Origin of the sequence: Paraglaciecola sp. (assembly GCF_039964565.1) — a bacterium.
In the GTDB taxonomy this organism is placed as follows: domain Bacteria; phylum Pseudomonadota; class Gammaproteobacteria; order Enterobacterales; family Alteromonadaceae; genus Paraglaciecola.
In genome coordinates this window covers 127,521-150,741 of the sequence record NZ_JBDVXF010000008.1, presented here as the reverse complement: position 1 = coordinate 150,741, position 23,221 = coordinate 127,521, and the positions used below count along the sequence as shown (strand labels likewise).

Annotated in this window: 23 protein-coding genes; 11 read left to right on the top strand and 12 right to left on the bottom strand. The window is 40.8% G+C overall.

What is annotated here, in order from left to right:
• Both ABJK37_RS05240 and ABJK37_RS05235 read right to left on the bottom strand, forming a co-directional pair.
• Window positions 1-543, bottom strand: a complete 543-nt coding sequence (locus tag ABJK37_RS05240) for a TRAP transporter small permease (protein ID WP_348350846.1) — start codon at window positions 541-543, stop codon at window positions 1-3.
• Window positions 543-2,699 (bottom strand): TIM-barrel domain-containing protein, encoded by a 2,157-nt coding sequence (locus ABJK37_RS05235; RefSeq protein ID WP_348350844.1) that lies wholly within the window; start codon window positions 2,697-2,699, stop codon window positions 543-545. Before ABJK37_RS05235 ends, ABJK37_RS05240 begins: the two co-directional genes overlap by 1 nt.
• A 320-nt stretch (window positions 2,700-3,019) precedes the next feature.
• Here ABJK37_RS05235 and ABJK37_RS05230 point away from each other — a divergent pair, with 320 nt between their 5' ends.
• From ABJK37_RS05230 to ABJK37_RS05215, 4 genes are all read left to right on the top strand, one after another.
• Window positions 3,020-3,769, top strand: coding sequence for a GntR family transcriptional regulator (locus ABJK37_RS05230; protein WP_348350842.1), 750 nt, complete (start codon window positions 3,020-3,022; stop codon window positions 3,767-3,769).
• Between the two features lie 269 nt (window positions 3,770-4,038).
• The gene (locus ABJK37_RS05225) at window positions 4,039-4,425 is read left to right on the top strand and encodes a PadR family transcriptional regulator (protein ID WP_348350840.1); all 387 of its coding nucleotides are present in this window, start codon (window positions 4,039-4,041) and stop codon (window positions 4,423-4,425) included.
• Window positions 4,418-4,975, top strand: a complete 558-nt coding sequence (locus ABJK37_RS05220) for a hypothetical protein (protein WP_348350838.1) — start codon at window positions 4,418-4,420, stop codon at window positions 4,973-4,975. Before ABJK37_RS05225 ends, ABJK37_RS05220 begins: the two co-directional genes overlap by 8 nt.
• 185 nt (window positions 4,976-5,160) lie before the next feature.
• On the top strand, window positions 5,161-6,330 hold the full coding sequence (locus tag ABJK37_RS05215) for a metallophosphoesterase (protein ID WP_348350836.1): 1,170 nt from the start codon (window positions 5,161-5,163) through the stop codon (window positions 6,328-6,330).
• 71 nt (window positions 6,331-6,401) lie between these two features.
• On the opposite strand, the gene ABJK37_RS05210 is transcribed toward ABJK37_RS05215, so the two are convergent.
• The 4 genes from ABJK37_RS05210 to ABJK37_RS05195 form a co-directional block, all read right to left on the bottom strand.
• Entirely contained in the window at window positions 6,402-6,959 is a 558-nt protein-coding gene (locus ABJK37_RS05210; protein ID WP_348350834.1) for a PH domain-containing protein, read from the bottom strand.
• Window positions 6,960-7,005: 46 nt separating this feature from the next.
• Window positions 7,006-7,266: a hypothetical protein gene (locus ABJK37_RS05205; protein WP_348350832.1), complete on the bottom strand. Its 261-nt coding sequence runs from the start codon at window positions 7,264-7,266 to the stop codon at window positions 7,006-7,008.
• Complete coding sequence (locus ABJK37_RS05200) at window positions 7,263-8,492, bottom strand: acyltransferase family protein (protein WP_348350830.1); 1,230 nt, start codon at window positions 8,490-8,492, stop codon at window positions 7,263-7,265. Before ABJK37_RS05200 ends, ABJK37_RS05205 begins: the two co-directional genes overlap by 4 nt.
• Before the next feature lie 81 nt (window positions 8,493-8,573).
• Window positions 8,574-9,200, bottom strand: a complete 627-nt coding sequence (locus tag ABJK37_RS05195; RefSeq protein WP_348350828.1) for a CIA30 family protein — start codon at window positions 9,198-9,200, stop codon at window positions 8,574-8,576.
• Between the two features lie 215 nt (window positions 9,201-9,415).
• On the opposite strand from ABJK37_RS05195, the gene ABJK37_RS05190 reads away from it, so the two are divergent.
• Window positions 9,416-11,020 (top strand): sigma-70 family RNA polymerase sigma factor, encoded by a 1,605-nt coding sequence (locus tag ABJK37_RS05190; protein ID WP_348350826.1) that lies wholly within the window; start codon window positions 9,416-9,418, stop codon window positions 11,018-11,020.
• Window positions 11,021-11,052: 32 nt separating this feature from the next.
• On the opposite strand, the gene ABJK37_RS05185 is transcribed toward ABJK37_RS05190, so the two are convergent.
• Complete coding sequence (locus ABJK37_RS05185; RefSeq protein ID WP_348350824.1) at window positions 11,053-12,291, bottom strand: saccharopine dehydrogenase NADP-binding domain-containing protein; 1,239 nt, start codon at window positions 12,289-12,291, stop codon at window positions 11,053-11,055.
• A 125-nt stretch (window positions 12,292-12,416) separates the two neighbouring features.
• Here ABJK37_RS05185 and ABJK37_RS05180 point away from each other — a divergent pair, with 125 nt between their 5' ends.
• Complete coding sequence (locus ABJK37_RS05180) at window positions 12,417-13,529, top strand: DUF2855 family protein (protein WP_348350822.1); 1,113 nt, start codon at window positions 12,417-12,419, stop codon at window positions 13,527-13,529.
• An 84-nt stretch (window positions 13,530-13,613) separates the two neighbouring features.
• Here ABJK37_RS05180 and ABJK37_RS05175 read toward each other — a convergent pair whose 3' ends face one another.
• Window positions 13,614-14,093 carry a DUF4920 domain-containing protein gene (locus ABJK37_RS05175; protein WP_348350820.1) on the bottom strand — a complete coding sequence of 160 codons (480 nt, stop codon included), beginning with the start codon at window positions 14,091-14,093 and terminating at the stop codon, window positions 13,614-13,616.
• 301 nt (window positions 14,094-14,394) lie between these two features.
• On the opposite strand from ABJK37_RS05175, the gene ABJK37_RS05170 reads away from it, so the two are divergent.
• Entirely contained in the window at window positions 14,395-15,018 is a 624-nt protein-coding gene (locus ABJK37_RS05170; protein WP_348350819.1) for a hypothetical protein, read from the top strand.
• A 240-nt stretch (window positions 15,019-15,258) separates the two neighbouring features.
• A complete protein-coding gene (locus ABJK37_RS05165; protein ID WP_348350817.1) occupies window positions 15,259-16,167 on the top strand; it encodes a formate dehydrogenase accessory sulfurtransferase FdhD in 909 nt (302 codons plus the stop codon).
• Between the two features lie 21 nt (window positions 16,168-16,188).
• Here the strand turns inward: ABJK37_RS05165 and dsbB are convergent, their stop codons facing one another.
• Window positions 16,189-16,707 carry a disulfide bond formation protein DsbB gene (gene dsbB / locus ABJK37_RS05160; protein WP_348350815.1) on the bottom strand — a complete coding sequence of 173 codons (519 nt, stop codon included), beginning with the start codon at window positions 16,705-16,707 and terminating at the stop codon, window positions 16,189-16,191.
• A gap of 15 nt (window positions 16,708-16,722) precedes the next feature.
• Window positions 16,723-18,300, bottom strand: a complete 1,578-nt coding sequence (gene nhaB / locus ABJK37_RS05155; protein WP_348350813.1) for a sodium/proton antiporter NhaB — start codon at window positions 18,298-18,300, stop codon at window positions 16,723-16,725.
• Between the two features lie 224 nt (window positions 18,301-18,524).
• Between nhaB and fadR the strand changes: the two genes are divergently transcribed.
• The 3 genes from fadR to ABJK37_RS05140 all read left to right on the top strand — a co-directional run bounded on the left by fadR (window position 18,525) and on the right by ABJK37_RS05140 (window position 20,541).
• Window positions 18,525-19,235, top strand: a complete 711-nt coding sequence (gene fadR / locus ABJK37_RS05150) for a fatty acid metabolism transcriptional regulator FadR (RefSeq protein WP_348350811.1) — start codon at window positions 18,525-18,527, stop codon at window positions 19,233-19,235.
• A 166-nt stretch (window positions 19,236-19,401) separates the two neighbouring features.
• A complete protein-coding gene (locus tag ABJK37_RS05145; protein WP_348350809.1) occupies window positions 19,402-19,755 on the top strand; it encodes a phasin family protein in 354 nt (117 codons plus the stop codon).
• Window positions 19,756-19,860: 105 nt separating this feature from the next.
• Window positions 19,861-20,541: a hypothetical protein gene (locus ABJK37_RS05140; protein ID WP_348350807.1), complete on the top strand. Its 681-nt coding sequence runs from the start codon at window positions 19,861-19,863 to the stop codon at window positions 20,539-20,541.
• Window positions 20,542-20,712: 171 nt separating this feature from the next.
• Here ABJK37_RS05140 and ABJK37_RS05135 read toward each other — a convergent pair whose 3' ends face one another.
• Together ABJK37_RS05135 and ABJK37_RS05130 are read right to left on the bottom strand one after the other, a co-directional pair.
• A complete protein-coding gene (locus ABJK37_RS05135; protein WP_348350805.1) occupies window positions 20,713-21,444 on the bottom strand; it encodes a TMEM175 family protein in 732 nt (243 codons plus the stop codon).
• A gap of 188 nt (window positions 21,445-21,632) precedes the next feature.
• Window positions 21,633-23,105 carry a DUF3336 domain-containing protein gene (locus ABJK37_RS05130; protein WP_348350803.1) on the bottom strand — a complete coding sequence of 491 codons (1,473 nt, stop codon included), beginning with the start codon at window positions 23,103-23,105 and terminating at the stop codon, window positions 21,633-21,635.
• Between the last annotated feature and the right edge of the window lie 116 nt (window positions 23,106-23,221).

The window sequence follows — 23,221 nt, the reverse complement described above, 5'->3', positions numbered from 1 at the left end:
TTAGGAAGCGTCCTGCTGTGGAGCGAAACAATGATCTAAAGGCAAACATAATTGTTCTATGAGTTTTTCTAAACCCACTAAACAAATCGAGCCAAAAGCAAAAGGGGCACAGCTATAAAAATAAGCAAGTTTCACAGGCACAGACGAAGCGTTGATACTCAGACCTGACTGCCAAAACTCTAAGCTCTGTTTAAAAAATATGCCACAAATAATGATTACTAATAACGTGATCAATAGTTCAGTCAATCTGCGTAATAATGCCGGCAGCGCATCGGCAAACATTTGAATCGATACGTTTAGATGTTCACGGTAGGCCCATGGCGCTACCAAACATGCCACCCAAACCATAGAAAATTTCGCAAGTTCCTCAGTCCACGCCAGTGAATCGTTCAATACATATCTGAAAAATACCTGCGCTAATATCATGCCTAGCATAATCGCAAGTAAACCACCGGCTAAGTTCTTGGCCACATTCGCCACTATGTAATTGAGTTTACCTAAGGGAGTATTGAGTGAGAATAAAACTTGCTGCAGTTTAATCATTATGGTTTTTCATCTTGGTTAGGCCAATAATGACTAATTTGCAGACCGGTTTTTGGATGTGCTAATTGCTCAGTATGCAGTATATCTGGGCCAATAGGGATTGACCGCCCATAAGGCACAAATACAGCCATTTCATCTAAGGCTAATGTTAATTTTTGAACGCTGCCTCCGCTAAACACTTGTTGTTCTGGGAATCTAAGCCACTGACCTTGAGGTAAATAAAACTCTACTTCACCACCGGGTTGTGTACATGGAACCACCAATAAGTGATCACCAAACATAAACTGAATTTCAAAACCTCTGGCTAACCTGTCTTCGGGAAAGGCTAATGCCATAGCGCGCATCACAGGCAGCCCGGTTTGACTAGCTTGTTGCATAGTCTGTTGTATGTATGGAATAAGTTGATAGCGTAATTTTAACGCTTGATCTACGGCTGTTTCTGCTTGTGAACCGTAGCTCCAAGGTTCACGTTGACCTATACCGTGCAAGCGCATATGCGCTGAAAATACAGCTGTTTGTGACCAACGAACAAATAATTCTGCATCTCGAGTATCTTTATAAAAGCCGCCTACGTCAGTGGCAAAATAGGGAGCCCCTGACATGCCCCAAGACAACGCGCCCCTAATACTGCCAATCAATCCACCCCAGTCGGCTTGCGGATCGCCTCCCCATTGGCTGGGATAACGTTGAGACCCCGTCCATGCACTGCGACTGAATAAAAATGGCCCTGTTTGGCTATATTTTTGTGCTGCTTGATACACACAACGGTTATATAAAAGGCTGTATACATTGTGCAATCGATGCCCCGAGTCGCCGTTGTGGGCCAACATATTGTCATCTTCTAGCTGCTCGCCAAAATCAGCTTTGATCATATCCACACCAAGATCGAATAGGGGTTTATGTGATTCAAGCCAAAAAGCAAACGCATCTGGATGGGTGAAGTCCACTATTCCTGATTCAGGCAAAGGTGTTAACACTTCAGCAAAGGCGCTCATGTCCCATTGATATCGATAAGCTTGGCCGTTTCGTTTGTCTGTGAGTAACCAACCTTTTCTTGCCATTTCAGCAAATAACGGGTTTTGTACCGAGACTAAAGGATATTCCCAAATACACACCTTAAAATTCATGGCCTTAAGGTCATTAATCACCTGATTGGGTGGAAAGTCAGCAAATCTTTTTGGATCCCATTCAAATGCAAAACGGGTATCTGTATCTTGCCACGCTCGTCCGTCTAAGGTGATGACATCACAAGGCATGTTGTGCTGACGCACCGCTTTGGCTGTAGCCATTAGTTCCGGTACATCTTTGTAATAGGCTTTAGATAAAATCACCCCCAAACTCCAAACAGGAGGGACGGGGGCTTTACCTGTTAAATCAGTGTACTGACGAATAATTTCCGCACCATTTTTGCCGCTTAAAATAAAAATATCTAAGGCATCATCTTCAACTAGTAGACCATAAGCCCGTTGCGACCATGGCCCATAACCAACCGCATGGGTGACAGGAGCAGGGGTATGTACAAATACTCCCCAACCTTCTGGACTCCAAGCAAAAGGGGTGTTTTTATAGGAAATTTCAGCATTGACTCCCAGCGCATCATGATTATAAGAACGAATAAACTGTCCGCGTTTATTCAAGCTAGACCATTTTTCACCTAATCCATACACCGCTTCTTCAGCACCTAAATCTAAACTAAATAACCAACCCTGATCGGTTTTTGCTAAGGGAGGGATTCGAAACTGTCTTACAAAATGTCCATCGTTTGGGGTTTTTTGGACACTTTTTCCCTCGTAAAGAAGCTCAAACGAAAAAGGATGATGTTGAATAGCTAGAGTGTAATTACCTGAGGTGATAGTGGTACTGTTTTCAGAGTGACTCAGCTCGCTAGTGTGAATATTGGGCTCTTTTTGCAACATCTCGTAGTTGGCACTAGAGCTGCCTATTGCTCGTAATCGTAACCCAAACGAATAAAAACTCAATTGCAATACACCAACTGTAGTGGGCAACATTACTGATGAATCTTCAGCCAAGTAAGCGGCACCTGTTACCGACACTTGGGTAACTGCATTCCAATCGGGTGCAGCTAGATTGAGTTTTTGGGGGTGTGATGATGTGAGCTCAGACACAGGTAACCTCTGGTAGTTTGCATTGGTCATATTGTACTTATTTGAAGCGCTTGCGGGAAAACAAACCACATATCAACAAATAGCATAGGTTTAATCTTATATAAGACATAAGTTATAGTAGTGTTAAATTTTTGTCAATCGGTGAGAACAGTCAATCACTCTAAATATCTGAAGTGGCCAACTTGCGCTAATTTCATGAGATCGCCCATGACGCAAAGACTGAGGATAGCTATTCCTAATTCTGTCAATCACTTAGGCTGAAATTTTTTAGTATAATATCAATTTAATTCCTTGAATCAGAGTAGCAGTTAATAATACTCTAGAGCATTATTAACTTGCAGTTTACATTCATGAATAAAAATCGTTTTGATAACAAACTGAGTCAACCAGGGTTAGCATTTCAGCCCCTTTACAAACAAGTTGAGGAACATGTCACTCAATTGATTGTTGAACAACGTTGGAAGCCTGGGGAAATGTTACCGAACGAATTTCAATTGGCAAGCGAACTAAATGTCAGTCAAGGTACGGTGCGTAAAGCCTTAAACAGTTTAACCGATGCTAAAATACTGACCCGAAGACAAGGCATTGGTACCTTTGTTTCTGAGCATACAGGGCATCATAGTTTGTATCGATTCTTTCCATTAATTGCTGATGGAAAAACGCCTGAGCTGCCTAAAGCTGAACTACTATCGGTAGAAACACATAAAGCCATAAAACAGGTTGCCCAAGCGTTAGAATTAGAAATAAATGCCAAAGTTATAGTGCTAAGTAGAAGACGGATTTTGAATAACGAGTTTTGTATTGCCGAAACTATATTTTTGCCACATAAGTATTTTGCTACATTGGAAGAACACCCAGAAGTCCCTCATACTCTTTACCATTTCTATCAAACCCAATTTAATCTTACCGTTCGAGACACCCGCGACAGTATTAAAGCGGTACTCGCAACTAAGCAAGACGCGCAGATGTTAGGTATAACAGTTGGTGACCCGCTTCTTGAAGTTACAAGAGTGACCCATTCTTTGGATAACAAAGCCATAGAATTTAGACAGAGCCGCTGTAGAAGTGACAATTATCACTATTTGGTAGAGCTCGGTTAGCTTGAGTTATCATAAGCAAACGGGTTTTGCTTGAATCAACATCAATCACGTCCCTCTAGCTAATTGTATTAATCGTTTAAAGCGATTCGTATCAAAATGAATATTACATAACTGTTCATTTTTAGCTCCTACATTCGCTCGGTAAGTGCTCTGCGTAATCCAATCCTCTTTATTAGACGATATTCAAATATAAATCTTGCACTACTAGTATGGTATGCTATACATTGTTACTATGTACTACATAGTAACAATGTATAGCTAGGTAAGTGATGCCAAAACAAGAGAGTATTAATGAAAAATGGGATGTTCAACTTCGAAAAGGTACGTTGGAGTTGGTGATCTTAGCCGCATTAAAAACGCGCACGCTATATGGTCTAGAGTTATTAAAATTGTTGCATTCATTTGAAACAATGAAAATCACTGAAGGTACGCTTTATCCTCTGTTAGATCGCTTAAAACGTGATGGCATGGTAAAAGCGTTTTGGCGTCAAGAAGGTGATGCTCGACCAAGAAAGTATTACCAACTGACAGAGCAAGGTAAGGCAAAGCTGGTTGCTCTTACAAATCGCTGGCGTCAATCAGTTGCAGATATCGAAAACCTAATCCAAACCCCAAATCAACACACCATTAATCCTGAAGGAGCATCAGATGTCTGATCGTGAGCTAATTCATCAATATTTGAAAAACTTATCAAAATATTTATCCAGACTAAGCAAATCTGAATCTGAAGAAGTTATTCGTGAAATTGAAAGTCACATTTTTGATGCAATAGAGCTTCAGGAAAATAGTGGGCAGCGAACTGATGCTCAGGAAATATTGGATGGCTTTGGTCAACCAAGAACATTGGCGAACCAATATGTAGAACATCTACTTCAAGGTACCCCACCACCCACAGGATTTAAGGCAATTCAAAGTGTTAAAAAAGGTGCCACTAAAACACTTTATTATTCAATGGCTGCTCTGGGGTTAGGCGTTGCGTTTATTTTGATAACCATCGGTCTGGGTAAGCTCTTTTTTCCAAATGAAATTGGTGTCTGGTCGGCATCTCAGGGTAATAGTGTCATTATTTCATTTTCTGAAAATATGTATCCTAAATCTACTGAGTTGTTAGGTTATTGGCTTAGTCCTATTGCGGTTGCTTTAGGTGCTGGACTCGCCTATTTCACTAAAAGTGTGTTGCGAGTCCTAAAACAAAGTATTCAATAATAGAGCTTTCTTGATTCTCATAATTATCTCTCATCTCTAATGATTAAAGGGAGATAATTTGCTTCGGCCTTTGCTTAGCTCATTTCCTTAGTTTGCGAGGAACTAGCCATTATTTGTATGACTTAGGCCAATGTTTGCTCGCGAATATTAACATTTAGACTTCGCAAATTTAGGAGACGAATATAATGTATAGAGTCTTAAAAACTAACCTCAAACACTCATTTTTAACACTGAGCATTTTATTGTTATTAATAGCCTCGTTCGGAATTTACCATGGTGCTGAGGCCCACTTTAATGAAAACCCTTTGGCTTATAAGTTAGACAAAGAAGGGCCGCATATCTTTTTTGAAGGTAATCAACTATCGGTTAACGTTATTAGGGGGGGCAAGCCTGAGGGATTCTACAACGACAAAACGATTTATCCTTTGCAAAGTGATATTTCTGCAAAGGCGTTTTTTACATTGGAACAACAGGAGTTTGAATTTGCAGTAAGTACCGAAATTAACACGCCAGCATCAGTTTATTCGGATAATAATCCTATACTAGCAATCTCTGACATTGAAAGTGGTTACAAGGCGTTTCGGGACTTCCTGATTATTAACGGGGTGATTGATAAGTCGCTAGATTGGACTTTCGGTAAAGGGCACCTGGTGCTAGTGGGAGATTTGATAGATCGTGGTAATTCTGTCACTCAAGTGTTGTGGTTCATTTACAAATTGGAACAAGACGCCAGACAGCATGGGGGGCATGTACACTTTATTATCGGCAATCATGAGATCAAAAATATGCAGAGTAATTTCTACAGTGCATCAGAAAAATACCTCTACGTAGCTGCTATCATTGGCAAAACGCAAGCTGATCTTTATAGTGATAGTTCATTTTTAGGTCGTTGGATGGCAAGTAAAAACACTCTTGAACGTATTAATGGCAACTTATTTGTGCATGGGGGGATACATCCAAAACTCAGTGAGTTTGATTATAGCCTTGAAGAGATTAACCATATTGTTCGCAACCACTACAGAAAACCTTATTTCACTAAGCGCGACAGCGGCAATGCAGAGTTTTTGGTATCGTCTAAAACGGGTCCATCTTGGTATCGAGGCTATTTTAAAGATGATTTGAGTCAGTCAGATATAGAAAAAGGACTAGATAAGTTTGCGGCACAAGCAGTGATTGTGGGACATACTTTACAATGGTCAGTGAAAAAACTGTATCAAGGTAAAGTATACGCAATCGATGTGAAGCACCCCAATGACTACGAGTCCAATTTTCCACCTAGGAGTTCTGAAGGGCTACTTATCGAAGCAGGTAACTATTATCGAGTTTTGAGTGATGGTTCAAAACAATTGTTGTAAAAACTTGGATTGTGTAGCGACTCAAGATTAATAGATTCATTTCCAAGTTAATAACTATCTCAATGTGTTGTTTATCTAGGGTGTTTGTTGTCCAACAGAGTCGTCAGTATTTTTTCAATGTTCTGAACACTTTGTGTCAATGCACGTAAGTCATTCGTTGCTAAGTCAGTGTCTGGCATGTCAGATTTGTCGATTTCAACATTTTGACTACTCGATAAACTGTCTTTTTGTTTTAAAATCGTTTCTCTGAAAGCTTTTGCATCGTTGATACCAATTAGCGATACTAAGGCTCCTTCGGATGATTGCCCTGCGGTTTCAAAGCTTAGCTGATATAGGCCGAAAAAGCGCATTACAGGCCCTTGACTTAGCGCGATATCGGTAATTTTCTCAAGGGGGATCGATTTTTCAACAACAAATATAACACCGCGTTTCACCACCAATTTTCGTTCTAATAACTTTGCAGACATAGCGTTGAGTATCTTTTTCGACACCAACCAAGCGATAATAGCAACCAAGGGGCTGAGAATAATACCCACAACGGTAATGCAGCTAATAAATACCCAGACAACTGTCCAATAATTCCTAACCTTGGGGTTGAAGGTGGCTTGTGTAATACATTTGTTTTCCATAGGTTGTCCTTAGGGGGCACGCAAATCAGTTCGTGTATTTCTCATTTTATCGAAGGTTGCGTAAGTTTTCATCAAGCTGATATTTCTTATCAGTAACTATCGATTCTAAGGTTTCAATTCTATCACTTTGGTATTTGAGCTGCCTAGCAACTACTTTTTCTACTACTGCGTTTAAATTTTTAGCGTTGAGTGTTTTAAGCTCTATTTCTTTTAACTTTCGATTGTTAATGATCATGGTGCTTGATATCACTAAAATTGTGGTCAACACCGCGCCAATACTCAAAAATAACCATAGGTTAATAATCATAGTGTGGTAGTCCTATATTGCTGTTTACTGACTTTAAAAAGAATTCGAGGTTTACGCTTTCCATTTAAGACCGCACCTATAAAGGTAGAGCGCACTAAACCATCGTAAACCAATATGGATACGAAAATGGTTATTGTGGATATGCATAAAAGTTTGATTAACCAATAACTGGGGAGCTCTGCGAAGGCTATTTGTAACCATATTACTAGTGGCAAATGAATCAGATAAAGCCAATAGGAAGAGTCAGAAATATAACGCACAAACTGATTCGGTCCTTTGAATACACGCTTGCACAATCCAAGAGTGAGAGCTACGAGTGTCCACATCATAATGGCATAATTGACAACGAAACACATTTTAAGCCAAATATACTGTGGATGACCCCGACTTGTCTCAAAACCCGACAATGTGATCGTAACTGCGACGGCAATAATACATAGTATAAATTTGCTCCAGCTTAAACTAACAAACCCATCAATTAGCGATGATTGGCGTTGTAATAACCAACCAAAAAGAAAAAATACACAATACAGTAAGGTAACTGGAATATCCGGTATGAGAGTTTTATCGGGTGTGTCTATCCCCCAATGATCCATAAACCAAAGAGAGGCGGCGGTAGGCAGACAAAGTACTAGAATTGCAAACCGTGAATGGCACAACCAATTAATAGCACTGTCTAGTAAGGGTGTTACCTTTGCCTTAGTGGGTGTGTGCACCCTTATCAAGTAGTGGAGTAACAATGCTGTAACGCAAACCAGCAATAAGTAATACAAAAACCATAAGTGGGTGCCTATTAAAAATTCATTTGGTAATTGCCCTAGGCGTTTTAGGCCTTCCAATAGCGCGTTTCCAATGTGTACCTCTCCGCGCATACTTTCGGCTCCCATTATCCAGCCAGATACTAGTAAAGGTCGCAGTAAGAACCAGCCGATAACCAAAGGCACACCCACTCTCAACAAACGTGATTTAAGAAATCCACTCAAGCCTAATTTTTGAAACGTCATATGACTAAAAAATCCGGCTACTAGAAAAAATAATGCCATTCTAAAGGAGTGACTTACCAACATAAATAATGGCACCCTCTCGTTGGTGGAAATGTCCATCACCGCCCATCCAATAAAAATGGGCATAAAAGAGAGGCTGGCATGGAAAATTATGCCCTGTATCAATGCGAAACTTCTGGCCGCATCTAAGTAATCGAGCCTAGTACTATTGTGTTCACGCATATTCATGCTCCATTTTTAAGTAAGGTGAGAGAACATTGATTTGCTTTTTCAAACCAATGTTGATTACTGTGCTGGCTTGAGTTAATAAAAGCTGACTTCGTCTACCGCAAAATCAAACTGTGCTTTCCTTAAATCGAAAGCTACGATGCTGACGCCGTTAATCGTTTTAGTATTCAGTGCGGTTTGCTCTGACCAAGCACGTTTCATGGTGCTAAAGGGAATTTTAATTTCGTGAAATTTTCCATCAGGTACGACAGGCAATTGCGCTGTGTGGTAGTCAAAATTAGTGACTTCAATACTATTGGCAGACACAGACAAATTCCCAGCGTTGAGTTTAACCCTAAGCCGAATTCCTGAAAATTCGCTGGCATCGATAGGTTGACCTTGTGGGTCAAGAAGTAACACTGAACTTGCCCAACCAGGCTGCCCCCTTGCGGGTTCAATTTTACCTTTCAGATGCATAACCCCTTCAGCAACGTTTAATTCAGCTGTTGTACTTCCGCCAGCTACGGTGTCATTAAAAAATTGACGGGGAATGCCTAACGTGTTGTTGGTTGGATCATTAAAGTCATCAATTATGGCGTTGGCTAAAGTATTGTTAACTTCCGCCTTTAACGGTGTTGTGAAACATAAACTTGATAGGGTAGCGATTGAAACCATGGCAAGATAGCTTCGTACTCTTGATACTGTTTTAGATTGGATATTCATAAGGTCTCTTCTAAATTAATAAGTTGTGCGTTATTCGCGAGTTGCTATAAGTTGAACACAGCAATGCGGTGTCTATCATTAAGTGCCTCACCGAAATGAATAGGTGACAAAAAATCGTATTTAATTTTGAAAATAAAAAAACTGAAAAAAATTGTCACCTTTTCTAGAAAAGCTGGCACTTGTTAGTTTGCTGCGAAAAAATAAAAGTTATTGATATGTTTAATAAGAAAAAAAATAAGGTTAATAGTGATGACTCGTTTTTGGTGATGTCTTCATTGGGAGGTGATCGCGACGCATTTTGCGAAATAGTCAGTCGTTATCAAAATTTACTGTGTTCTTTGGCTTATTCGTCGGTTGGCGATATAAAACAAAGCGAAGATATTGCTCAAGAAGTGTTCGTTGAAGCGTGGAAGAAACTCGATTCGTTGCTAGCGCCAGAAAAACTAAAGTCATGGTTGTGCGGAATTTTACGTTTTAAGTTGAGCCATTACCGCCGTAAAGAAGAAAAGCAACCGCTGCGCAACGCTGATGAAATAGAAAACACCGACTTAGCGGCTAATAATAGTGAAATGGAAGATGTCGCTATCCGAGAGCAACAGCATGCATTGCTTTGGAAAGCTCTTGATAAAATGGATGAAATTTACAGAGAGCCACTTATCTTATTTTATAGAGAGCATAATTCTGTCGAGCATGTAGCTTTGGAATTAGATTTATCTGAAGATACCGCTAAACAACGTTTGTCCAGAGGGCGCAAACTGCTGCAAAAATCGATGATCAAGTATGTGGAAGATGCCCTAGTGAAGAGTAAACCTGGTGCTGGATTTACCGCGGCTGTGTTGTTAACTATCAGTGGTATCGCTCCTCCCGCTAAAGCCGCAGCCTTGGGAGCGGGAGCCGTTAAAACAAGTTCATTATTCAATTTAGCCAGTGTCTTGGGGTTTTTGGTAGCCTGGTCTGGAGTGATCAGTACGTTCTTTGGTTTAAAAGCGGTGCTTGTGCAATCACGTACGCAAAGAGAACGGCAGCAAGCCATCAAAATAGTGGCGCTATTTATGATATTTGCTTTGGTTTTTGTGGTTAGCATGTTGCTCTTAAAAAAATTGGCATTAAGTACTGAAGGCGTTTCGAGTGCATTCACTATTTCCGCGCAACTGCTGGCTCTGACTTTTGTTGCCAGTTATTTAGCCTTAGTCGACTATATGTTTAAGGCGATGCGCAGACTGAGATTTCAAGAGCGTTTACTTTATCCTGAAGCTTTCCTTGGGCAGGCAGATCAAAAAAATGCCAAGCAGCGGGAATATAAAAGCCGATTCACACTATTGGGCATTCCTTTATTTCACTTTCAATTTACTAAACCTGAAATGGGCGATAAACCAGCTTTTGGGTGGATAGCTGGTGGAAACATTGCCTACGGATTACTTTTCGCGTGGGGTGGTGTAGCCATAGCGCCTCTCAGTGTGGGGATAGTATCGGTTGGTGTTATCAGTGTTGGAGCCGTTGGGTTGGGTATCTTAGGAATTGGTGTTGTTGGTATCGGCGTCATTGGTTTTGGCGTGTCGGCTATTGCCTATAAAGCTTATGCTTCCCTCTCTGCGTTGGGATGGGAAAGCGCCTTTAGTGGTGGTTTTGCAACCGCAAAAGAGGCCGCCATAGGCGCTATTGCGCAGGCATCTCATGTCAATAACGACATCGCTGCTGAAGTCGTTAATTTGAGCGCGTTGAGTCAACATTATCTATGGATTTTAGCCTTTATATCCGTACTAGTGATCATTCCTGCGGTATGGCATTCAATTAAAGTGCAGCAACGCATGAAAAAGTAACACTGTTCAATAAATGTGAAATGCACAACAGCTTAATCGATAACCTCAAAGGTTAAGCCTGAGTAGTTTACTAACCGTTGAATTAATTTATCGCCAAAGATAGCCGCGGGTGTCCAAAAGCCTCCGGATACAGTGTCTTTACTGATGTCTTGGGCCAAACAGGCGGCAGCTTGAGCTAACATTTTAGCGGTAGAGCCATAACCAGGATCTTGATCACCAGTGACTTTTACGCGGATTTCTTGACCACTATCGGTCTTACCGTAAAAGCGTATATCGTAGAAGCCTTTTTCTTGGGCTTCTTGGCTTGGACCTTCACCAGGTTTTGGCAATATAAATTTCTCCATTGCCCAGCGGGTAGGGGGAAGAACGGCTGCCATGGCAAAGCCACCTAGTCCCGCGCCGACAGTTGTTGCCATTGTGCCACCGATTATACCTTTACCGGTTAACATCGCTTCATTGTATTCAAAATGCCGGCTATACCCACCCGTTACCAACGCATTGCTTCGATGAACTATTCTAGTATTAATCACGGCCATGACAAAAGGCGCAACCCAACTGTTAAAGTCGTTATCATATTGCGGACGGTTCATATCGTTCTGACGCACTTTATTACCATGGTCAGCAGGGCAGATAGCGTAAGGATTAGCCAAAACTTTACGTAAGGATGGGTTGGTTGCCACTTCCTTAAATATATTGGTCATGCTGGCAACTGTGCCACCCGAAGCGGCCCCTTTCATTTTTTTGACTCGCATTTTAATACTGCTACAGCTTTCGGCAAATTTTTGTTGAGCATGTTGTTGTAAAAAATACACCCCTAAATCAGAAGGTAATGAATCAAACCCACAACTATTTACAATGCGAGCGCCGCTGACTTTTGCTTGGTTTTCATAGCGTTCTAACATTTTGGCTATCCACTGAACTTCACCGGTTAAATCGCAATAATCTGTTCCCAATGCCACGCAAGTTTTTAGCAGCGGCTCACCATAAAGTGCATAGGGTCCAACCGTAGAGATAATCACCCGAGTTGAGCTACACAATAAGTTCAGGCTAGCTTCGTCAGCGGCATCAGCAACTAACACATCAAGCGATTCTGCGGCTGAACCCAAAGAATGTTTTAATGCTATTAGTTTGCTCTGGGAACGGCCAGCAATAGCCCATTTTAATTCACCATCAAGAGCAAATTCCGACAACATGTAGCGTGTCAATATTTGACCTACAAAGCTGGTAGCTCCAAATATAACAATATCAAACTTAGGTGATGTTTTTTTCATGTCGCTTTGCCTCTGAGCTAATCATCTTGGTTTATTTCTTAGCATTCAAAATCGTGATGCCGAAATGCTGTTTCAAAAACTTATACTCAATCTATCAGATTAAATTCACTTTAGGGCAAAACAAAATGAGCGAAGTACAAACTGTTACCGAAATTTGGATTGAAAAAGCCAATGTTTCGAATACTAAAATTGTTGAGAAAAAGATAGATAGCAAACAATTAATGGCAGACGAAGTGTTGCTTAAAATCGATACTTTGGGGTTTTCAGCGAATAATGTGACCTATTCAGTTTTTGGCGACAAAATGGGGTATTGGGGATTTTTTGCAGCGGACGGCACTTGGGGCATAGTTCCTATGTGGGGATTTGCTACTGTAATTGAGTCAAACCACACAGATGTAAAAGTGGGTGAGAAAGTATTTGGTTATTTGCCAATGGCAAGCCATCTAGTAATCAAAGCAGGTAAAATATCACCTACTCACTTTTTTGATATCAGTGAAAAACGTAACAGTATTTCACCTGTGTATGATAACTATGTACGCTGTGCTACCGACCCTGGTTATCAAGCTGATCGCGAAGCTTGGCAACTCAATTATCGTCCACTTTTTATGACGTCTTTTGTTTTAGATGATTTTGTTGGCGAAGGATTAGTGGCTGCTGAGGAACCTGTAGAACAAGTCATATTAACCAGTGCTTCTAGTAAAACCGCTTATGGTGCTGCCCATCTACTAATGAAACATAAAGCAGAGCGTGGTTTAGATTATCAGGTAGTAGGCCTAACCTCCGCCGGAAACAAAGGGTTTACCCAAGGTTTAGACTGTTATGACCAAGTGTTTAGTTATGACGAGGTCACACAATTTGACGCATCTTCTAAGAGTTGGGTATTGGATTTCGCTGGTAATAAGAGCCTTCTGTTAAATCTACAAAAACAATTTGCTGAAAATCTCGACAAGTTAATTCTTATTGGCTCAACAGACGTAGACGCGCAGCAGGATAAGCCAGATGGCCATTTAGACAGTGAATTTTTCTTTGCGCCTAGCCAAGTGAAAAAACGCACCGCTGAATGGGGGCATGCAGGTTTTGCTGAGCGTTATGCAACAGCTTGGCAGAGTTTTGCAGTGCATATGAATAACAAGGTCAGTGTTGCCGAATATAAAGGCGCTAAAGCGATTGAAACCCTTTATCATACTGGTCTTGAGAATAAGCTAAACAACTTGGAAATTAACGTTCTAGAATTTTAAGTTAAGCCACATTTGAGCGGTTTTTGCATGAGATGCAAAGACCGCTCGCCGTTATTCGACAACTTGGGGGAAGCATCTGTACTATTAACTGCGCGGTATTGTGACGCTATCAGCCACAATTTCGTAAACCGCTCCGGGTTTAACCAGATCAGATTCGCTGTTTAAATCAGCCTTAAAATGCGCGGCTTGTTCAGGACTTATTTCTTTTTGAACTAATTCCCCAGCCAGTATCACAGTTTTACCGCTACTGTCTGTTGGGATAAAAAAACCATAATCCCGAAAAGAGACTCTTAAAATATGTTGGTCTTGTTGTGCGATAAAAAAGCAACCTTTCTTTTGACACACTTTGGCTATTCTGGCTTCTACTTGAAAAGGTTTAGCTAAGTGCGAAGAAGACTCTATCGTCAGGTCTTGCATACTCAATTTGGGCAGTGTTTTGTCTAGTGCAACACCAAAGGTTTCGGTTTTGGCGTCTTGAGTGACAGGCTCAGACAACCTGACCACTTTTGCTGAAATGCTAAATGTAAAGATTAAGCCGACTAGTAGACTAAGGGTAGGTTTCATTTGTTTCTCCTTGACGCGGTTATTACCCATGATAAAAGTTATAACGATTTAAATCTACCAATCTCGATATAAGCACTCCGCTACTATCGACCAGAGGCAAAGTCACATCAATTTACGGCGCGACTGGCAAAATTTTGCCTTAGTATTATTCATTTTTTAGGCACGGTATCAAGAAAGTGTCTTGAAAACGACCCTAACCAATGAAGTGTCAACTATCACAAATAACAGCAGTTTTGGCGTACAAGTTGCTAATCAATGTTTTCGTCGCTGTTAATCATTACATTTTTTGCAGGTAGTGCTCATGGAAATTTCTAATAATCCTTTGTCTTTATTTAATTACATTGGTAACAACAATACCCAAGCAGATGATGTGCTCAACAAGCTTGCTCAAGGTACCTCTGCTGACGTGGCTGGCGGGTTTGAGGTGCTTGAAAGTGGCTTGAGTCGCGGAGAATTTGAAGAAACCTTAGAGCTATTGGAAAATGGTGAAATTGATATTGATCTCAATATTATTGAAAATTATCAACAATTTAACCAACAAAAATTAGATAGAGAGATTGCTCAGTTAGCAGAGAGATTTGATCTCAGTTCAGAAATAGTCGTGAGTATACAAAATGGCGAATTGTTGGTAGAGGGTGATTCTGATAATGCCAAAGCCCTACAGCAATATTTTGATAAAGACAGTCGACTTAATACACTAGTACAGCAAACTGCAAAATTGTCGCAGTTTGTGGAATGGGGTCAAGCAAAAGAACAAGCTGCGGTGTACCAAGAACAGGATATGCCCGAAGAACAATTACTAGATTTTTTAACCGATGCCCGATTAGTTGTGACGCAAGGTAATGAGTTTTATATGTCCGACAAAGGTTCCGCGTTTTATTCTCAGGGGCATACACAGTTTCTAGTTGATAAGATTGAGGAATAATCTTCATCTTTATTTAATCATTGTCTGTAGGTCTCGTAATTAGCTGATTTACGTTCACCGTTTCCAACATTAAAATCGTTGGGCCGGCATACTGCGAGATTGCTTGTTATGACCCAGGGCGTTCCCCGAAAGCCGCTACTCCTTGTCTGGATTGACTAGATATTTTTATAAAACACGTCTTTACCCATTCCATTGGCTAAGGTAGCTTAGGCGTTAATATTTCTTATTAAAGTCTATTTTTTGCAAACTATTAAATCGTATTCGGTCGTTAACATAGGTGCTTCAAGCGAGGCTGTTTCGGCTACACAAAGCGTTGAGTGTGAAGATCTTGTGGTAGTCGAAGAGCCATTAGAAATTTGGTTTTCTTGTTATTCGCGTTCATCTTCTGGCTCCTACTTAAAAACTTCACCAGAGTTACTGTTTACGACTATGCGTACGCCAGGTGACGATATAAATTTGGTGAAAGGGTGGTTGTATTCCAGTGGTGCGATTCAAGATTTTAGCAAAATAGAGTCGATTACCCACGTCGGAACTGGGCGATTGAAATCTCAGACCACTAATCGCGTGCAAATTAATTTGACTGCTGAGGCGAATATCGACTTGTCTGATTACCAACGCGCAGAACTGATGAACTCGGCTTGTGGCGTGTGTGGTCAACAGAGCATCGAGAATATATTGGATAAACTCCCGCAGATACCAGCTAGTGATATTCCGTTACCATTATTACCCATTAGTGCTGTTGGTTGGTTAACACAACAGTTAAGAGACAAACAGGTTTTGTTCGAGCAAACCGGTGGTAATCATGGCGCCGCGTTATTTAATCAAGAATTACAATTAGTAGATGTACGCGAAGACGTAGGCAGACACAATGCTTTCGACAAATTGTTAGGTGCCAATTTACATAGAATGGCAACCGCTCCCCACGAAACTGAATCGATTATGGGGGTGGTACTGAGCTCCAGAGCTAGTTTCGATTTAGTACAAAAAGCTGCTATGGTGAACATTCGCTTTATTATTGCCCTCGGAGCACCGTCTAGCTTGGCGATAGATTTGGCCAAGGATTGTGATATTTGTCTTCTAGGTTTTGTGAAAACATCAGAGTCGAAAATTAAATTTAACGTGTATTCAAGCCCCCATATGTTGGCTTGAATAGCATTAGTATAAGCGGATTTACACAGTACGTTGTAGCAAGACTCTGCTAAGTAAGATTACCCCGAAAATAGCAGTGTAAATACTAAAAATCACTATCATCCACTGCGGCATGCTAAGGTCAAAGAATGACCAGTCTATATTGCCGCAGTCACCTGTTGCCCCGAAAATATTGGGCAGCCACTCATGCAAAGGTGCCCAGCTCGGGAAGTTGGGTACAAACTCGCAAGTTGCAAAAAATGGGTTCACTGCCGTTTGAATGTCAACATGCTCAATGGCGATGAGCAAGCCCCAAATCGCGGATATTCCCCAACCTAAAAATCCAATTAATCGTGTGATTAGGTTATTGATTAGCATCGCTGGTATTGCGGCAAACATAATACCAAACACAGCAGTACGCTGGTAAATACACATAATACAGGGCTGTAAATCCATTACGTGTTGGAAGTACAAGGCTGCAATCTCAAAGCACAGCGCGGACCCAAATAATAGGCCCCACGCGCGCTTATCAGCAGCTAATAACGATAGTTTAGCAAACAAAAGATATGTCCTTTATTAATGTGGCGCAGCGCTGGGTATCACCCCAGAGTGGTGCTCTATAAAGTGCATTTCATACAACCATTGCGTTAAGTCATATAGTCCAAAGTAAGTGGCGGCTAAGCCAACTAGAGTCAAGACTACCGTATAAGGTAGTGCCATATACACCATAGTTCCGTAAGACAATCTTAATAGCGGAGCTATCGCAGATGTTAACAAGAACAAAAATGCCGCCTGTCCGTTAGGAGTGGCAACACTAGGAAGGTTGGTTCCGGTATTAATGGCCACAGCCAACATATCAAATTGGTCACGAGTAATCGCACCACTATTAAGTGCTGCTGTCACTTCGGTAATATAAACTGAACCAACAAATACATTGTCACTTACCATTGATAGCAGTCCATTGGCTAAATAAAACATCACCAACTGCGTTTTACCTTCAAAGGTTAATACCCAGTTAATTACAGGACTAAAAAGCCCTTGATCTATTATGACTGCGACAACGCCAAAAAACACACATAACAATGCAGTAAAAGGTAGCGCCTCTTCAAATGCCTTACCAATAGAGTGTTCGTCTATTACTCCACTCATAGATGTTGCCAAGACAATAATAGAAAGACCAATTAAGCCTACTGCAGCTAAATGCCCTGCTAAACCTATCACTAACCAAACAGCAATTAGCCCCTGTAGAACGAGTCTGACTTTATCTTGGGTGGTCAAATTAGCTTCAATATCTTTGTCATAATCGGTTAAAATTTGTCTGACTACGTCAGGCAATTGTGCGCCATAACTAAAGAGCTTAAATTTTTCGACTACAAAGGTTGTAAGTATCCCAGCAAAAAATACTGGAATTGTGATGGGAGACATTCGAATAAAAAACTCAACAAAATCCCAACCCGCTTTATCAGCGATAATCAGATTTTGCGGTTCACCTACCATTGTCATCACGCCACCTAAAGCGGTACCTACTCCAGCGTGCATCATAAGATTTCGCAAAAACGCTCTGAAATCTTCTAAATCATTGCGCTTCGGATGAGGTACTTCGTCATCATGGGAATGATCGTGGTCAGATCCAAAATCTTTACCTGACGCCACTTTATGGTAAATGGAGTAAAAGCCTAAGCCTACGGTGATGATGACTGCAACGACGGTTAAGGCATCTAAGAATGCTGACAGCAATGCGCAGGACGCAGCAAATGCCATAGATAGTACAATTTTGTTTTTAAGTTTTATCAGTAATTTTGTGAAAAGGTAAAGTAACAGCCCTTTCATAAAATAGATGCCTGCCACCATAAACACGAGTAACAATATGACCTCAATATTGACCACCATTTCATGCTTCATATGTTCAGGGGTTGTCATGCCAATAAACATTGCCTCTATAAGCAAAAGTCCACCAGGTTGCAATGGATAACATTTTAACGCCATGGCTAGAGTAAATATAAATTCTATTACTAACGCCCAGCCTGCTACATAAGGATTAATTATGAATAAAATGGGATTAATGACGAGAAAGGCGACAATAGCCTGCTTATACCAAGTGGGAGCTTTTCCCAAAAAGTTCGCGGCTACTGCTTGAGGTACTGACATTTGCATAAGCAAAATTCCTTGCTGAATATTATAATTATCGAATCAACGTAGCCAGATTGTACCCACAAATTATCTCAAAATCCCATAGTAAGCACACAATAAGGTAAAATTTTTCTAGTTTTTAGTAATACTTTGTTAACATTTCAAAGTTTCGTTGTTACCGGTAAAAATCATCTGGTACAATCAGTGTATAAGAATCCCAAAAACAATAACAATGAAGTGAGTGGTTGATGATATACAAGGCACAAAGCCCAGCAGGATTCGCTGAAGAATACATAGTGGAATCTATCTGGAGTGGACGCTTCCCTCCCGGCACAATTCTTCCTGCAGAACGAGAGTTATCTGAACTTATTGGTGTCACTCGCACCACTTTACGTGAAGTATTGCAGCGTTTAGCCCGAGACGGTTGGCTTACTATCAAACATGGTAAACCAACCAAGGTAAACAACTTTTGGGAGACATCAGGCCTCAATATCTTAGAAACCTTAGCTAGACTTGATGAAGATGGGATCCCTGAACTTGTCGACCATTTGTTAGCAGCGAGAACCAATTTAAGTGCGGTATTTATTCGTGGAGCTATCCGCAACCAACAACAAAAGACCATTGAAATTTTAAAAAACCACACCGATATTTCCGACGACGGTAAGATTTTCGCGCAGGCTGATTATCAACTAAACCATGACCTAGCGTTTGCCTCTGGAAACCCTGTATATGTGTTAATGATGAATGGTTTTAGAGGCTTGTATTCAAGAATTGGAGGATATTATTTCTCTAATCAAGACTCTAGAGATTTAACCCGAGGCTATTATAAGCAATTGTTAGAGCTCGCTGAAAAAGGCGATTACGAGCGTGTTCCCCTTGTCATTAGGGATTATGGCATTGAAAGTGGCAAAATTTGGCAACAGCTGCGCGCTGACATGCCAAAAGGGTTAGTTGATTAACCTGTACTTCAATTTTTAGACTGGCAGTCCTGCCAGTCTTCTGTGTATTTAAAAATATCCTTATAAAAATCAAAACAATCATCTAATTAGTATGCGATTTCTAATTCGTTTGTTTAATCTTGCTCGTAATCTATACCGATCCATTTTATTAAACGAGGAAATTTCCATGACTAAATTAGATTCTATTAAAGGTAAAGTTAACGAAGCTGAAGAGTTCGCACGTAAAATTTGGCTTGCAGGTTTAGGCGCATATGGCAAAGGTTTTGATGAAGCCCAAGGGCGTTACGAAAAAATCAGTGTTGAAGCGAGTAAACTTTTTGATGAACTAGTAGTAAAAGGTTCTGAAATTGAAACCGAAGCTAAAGACAAGTTTCAAGTAAAAGACAAAGTTGAAACTCGGGTTGCAGAAGTACGCAAAAAATTAGGTTTAGACACAGTGAGTGCAGATCAAAAAGTTGAAGAGTTATCAGCAAAAATTGATGCGCTTACAGATGCAGTTGCGAAATTAGCAGCTAAGTAATCCGCGCCATACCCAACAATATCAAGGGGCCAAAGCCCATAGAATATGTTGGGTACGTTTAACTCGCGCTGTATTTGTGTGAACTAAGATAATAGGAGAATCAAGATGCATTCAGCTAAAAAATCATTCGCTATGGCACATAAAACCTGGTTAGTTGGGGTAGGGGCTTACGACAGCGGGCGTGAAAAAGCGGTTGATAAAATGGATCGACTATTCGTCGGAGGCTCACAGTTATTCAATGATTTGCTTGAAAAAGGTGAGTCAGTTGAAGTTCAAATACAAGCAAATCTAGAGGTCAAAAGAATGTTAAAAGACAAAATTTCAGCATTAAAAGCAAAGTTTGGTTTCAGTAATGAAAACCGTGATCAAAAAATTGACATGTTAACCCAGCGAGTAGATAACTTAATTGATGTCGTGGCGAAACTGGCTCAACAAAAAGCTGCCGAGCAAAAAACAACTACCAGTGCCACCAAAAAAGCTGCTGCTAAACCTGCTACCAACGCAGCGACTAAAGCTACAACTCGCAAAGCGGCACCTAAAGCTTCAGCTAAACCTGCCACTAAAGCGACGACAGCTAAAGCGGCAACTAAAACTGTCGCTAAACCCGCTGCTAAAGCAAGGGCTACCAAAGCACCAGCTAAAGCCTCGGCTACAAAAGCTCCAACTAAAACAGCAGCTAAAGCAACAACTACTAAAGCGCCAACAAAAGCCGCAGCTAAACCCACTGCTAAAGCGACACCTGTTGAGCCTTCGACCAAAGAAGCTAATGCAGAGATGAAAGATTAGCGAGAAATAATCAGAGAGACCAAAGCTTCACTTATGATAAGGTTGGTTAATCTTAAGTTTGTAAACCAAGCCGCTACATTAGCGGCTTGGTTATTGGTTTGTGAATTCAGATAAAGACAGAATTGAGTCACTTAGGACTTTAGTTTCCCTTAACTATCAATACTTTAATGATTATCGAGCGGATAAGTGAGTTCGTATCTTTTTTCTAGTCTTAAGCGTGACCAACGGAATGATTACCGGGGTTAAGCTATAGGCGAGACCCGCGAGGTAACCTAAAGAAGACATAAATAACAACGCTAACAGTGCGACTAACAGCGCCAACGTCGCTTGTATTATCCATAACAATAGTTCTTTGTGTATCAACAGTTGCTCTAATTGGCTCAAGCACAAATCCTTTGATTTTGACGCGGCTCTGAGATACAAACCAAAGTGGATCAAAGCAATTAGGAAAAAGCCGAAACTGAAAATCGCAAGTAGAACAGCGACCTCGGCAGTATTGGAAACTTGAAAATCGGCAGGAAACCAGCGCTGCGAAAATGCATAAAACATCAGATCCATTATTAATTTAAGTGGATAAACGTATACAAGCACAACAAAAATCAGTGCAAGAGTCAAAAAGGTAGAAGCTCCGTCATCTAACCCAAAGCGCTGGCTCCAGCGGCGGTGAGAGATCCATATAAGCATCATAACGGCAAAACTCGCTGCAAAAGAGGGGATTCTTTGCAATGCTGTTAGGAGCTCATTAAAGTTCTGTGGAATTGTGCTCAGTGAAATAACTAACATAGTGACAGCAAATGCAAATGCGGCATCGGAGAAAACCTCTATCCGCGTCATATTTTCACCACGTAATCGATAACCGCCCTCGGTAGATAATGATGAAAGGGTTTGTTCTGTCCATTTCATTTTGTGGTCCATAACTGCTGTATTCAGAAATGTTATCTTATGAGTCTGGGCAACTGTGGTCAAATCAGAAAACATTAGCGATTAACCAAGCGTATGCTTTCCAACCCTATTTTTACGGATTGGTATCAGTATTTGAGTTAAAAAGGTCGAGTGGCTAAATTAATCTCGACAACGACGATTACGTTCGTTTAATAATTTACCACTCGCAGTCCATTACGTTCACTAAGTAGTCTTGCTTCTCTTTGTTTTAATTTGGTTAAATAGTCTCTAATGGTTTTACTGATCAATGTGTTGCGTTTAATTAAATCTAGCTGCGGCCACGTGGCGCGTTCACCGTGGTGTACTAGTTCCTGAATGCTTTTTAAACTGGGATTTGAACCTATATGTTTTAAATTGGCAACAGTGGCACTTGGCAGAATATTAATGTCACCGACATATTGTTGATCCACAATAGAGCGCACTTTGTGTATGCCTAATCTTGCGGCGCGGTGACTAATCAGATTTTCAAGTATATCAAAGGCATAGATGCTGTTTACTTTGGCAACTTTGGCAGCATAGCGCCAAGTTAAGCCAATAAGCCCTGTGGTATCGCGTTTATCTCTAGCTAGAAAGGGCACCGCGATAAGGTTAGTCTGACTGACAATACTATGATTCACTCCATATAGTCTGGCCAATCGGTCGAAGGGTAAATCGGCCATAATAGAGCCGTCCGCAAACCGTCTGTTGGGTATATAAGGGACAATCTCTCCGGCTCTGTTTTTTGCCTTTAATTGTACTGGCGAAAATAACAGTGGGATAGCCGTCGAGGCTCTGACTGCCTGGGTAATAACAGCATTGGGCGAGGTTTTTGCATTGAGTAACCGTGAATGTTGATGTAAGTCAGCTGGAGAAACCGTGATAGTCATATGCCGGCCGGTTTTTTTGAAGGCTTCTTCAAAGGTGGTTAAGTCAAATAATTCAATTAAGGCATTTTCTAGGTTGCTACTGTCAAGCAAACTATCTAGTCCAAATCCTTTCCATAATCGCCATTTCTTAAATTTTTGTTGGATAACCTCAGGTTTCATCACTTCCAATAACTCTTCATTGGAACGTGTACCCACCAGAGCTGCAATGATAGAACCTGCACTGGCGCCTGATATAACTTTGGGTAACAAGTCATGTTCCACCAAAGATTTGACCACGCCACAATGGAAAAAACCAAGGCCAGCACCGCCACTTAGCATTAAACAACTGCGTCCAAATGCTTGAGCCGTTTCCTCAAAGAATGATAGTTTCTCGTAGAAGTCGATTTCATTTTCATCGGCTTGATAAATAAAATCTAATGCGCCGCAGACTTCTTGGATAAATTCTTCAATTAGGAATTTTGTGCCAATTTTGGTGTGTTGATTTAAAGCAGACGAGGCTATATTGCCTAAATTGCCATGTAAGCCTTCATGTAAAATATACATTAAACCTGATGTATCTCCGCTAACTCGTGCTTGTTTTATGCGCTGCACTCGCTTGCGAATAAGTCGGTAATCGTAATCCTTGCTGTGGTCTTTGGCTTTCCATTCTTGGGCGCCAGACAATTCGTCATGAGCCAGTGCAGCCTCGTAATACTCTTCATAAGAGTTGGCTTGTGACATGATATCTTGTAATTCAGTAAGGGTATGATTTGCCATACAAGTCTCTGGTTTTACTAATCTGACCAGATATAAGCGTAAATAATTAGAAATTGCTACCCAAAAAATTACAGATGATTGGCATCGGTGTGGATTAAGTCTTGATATGAAGAGCT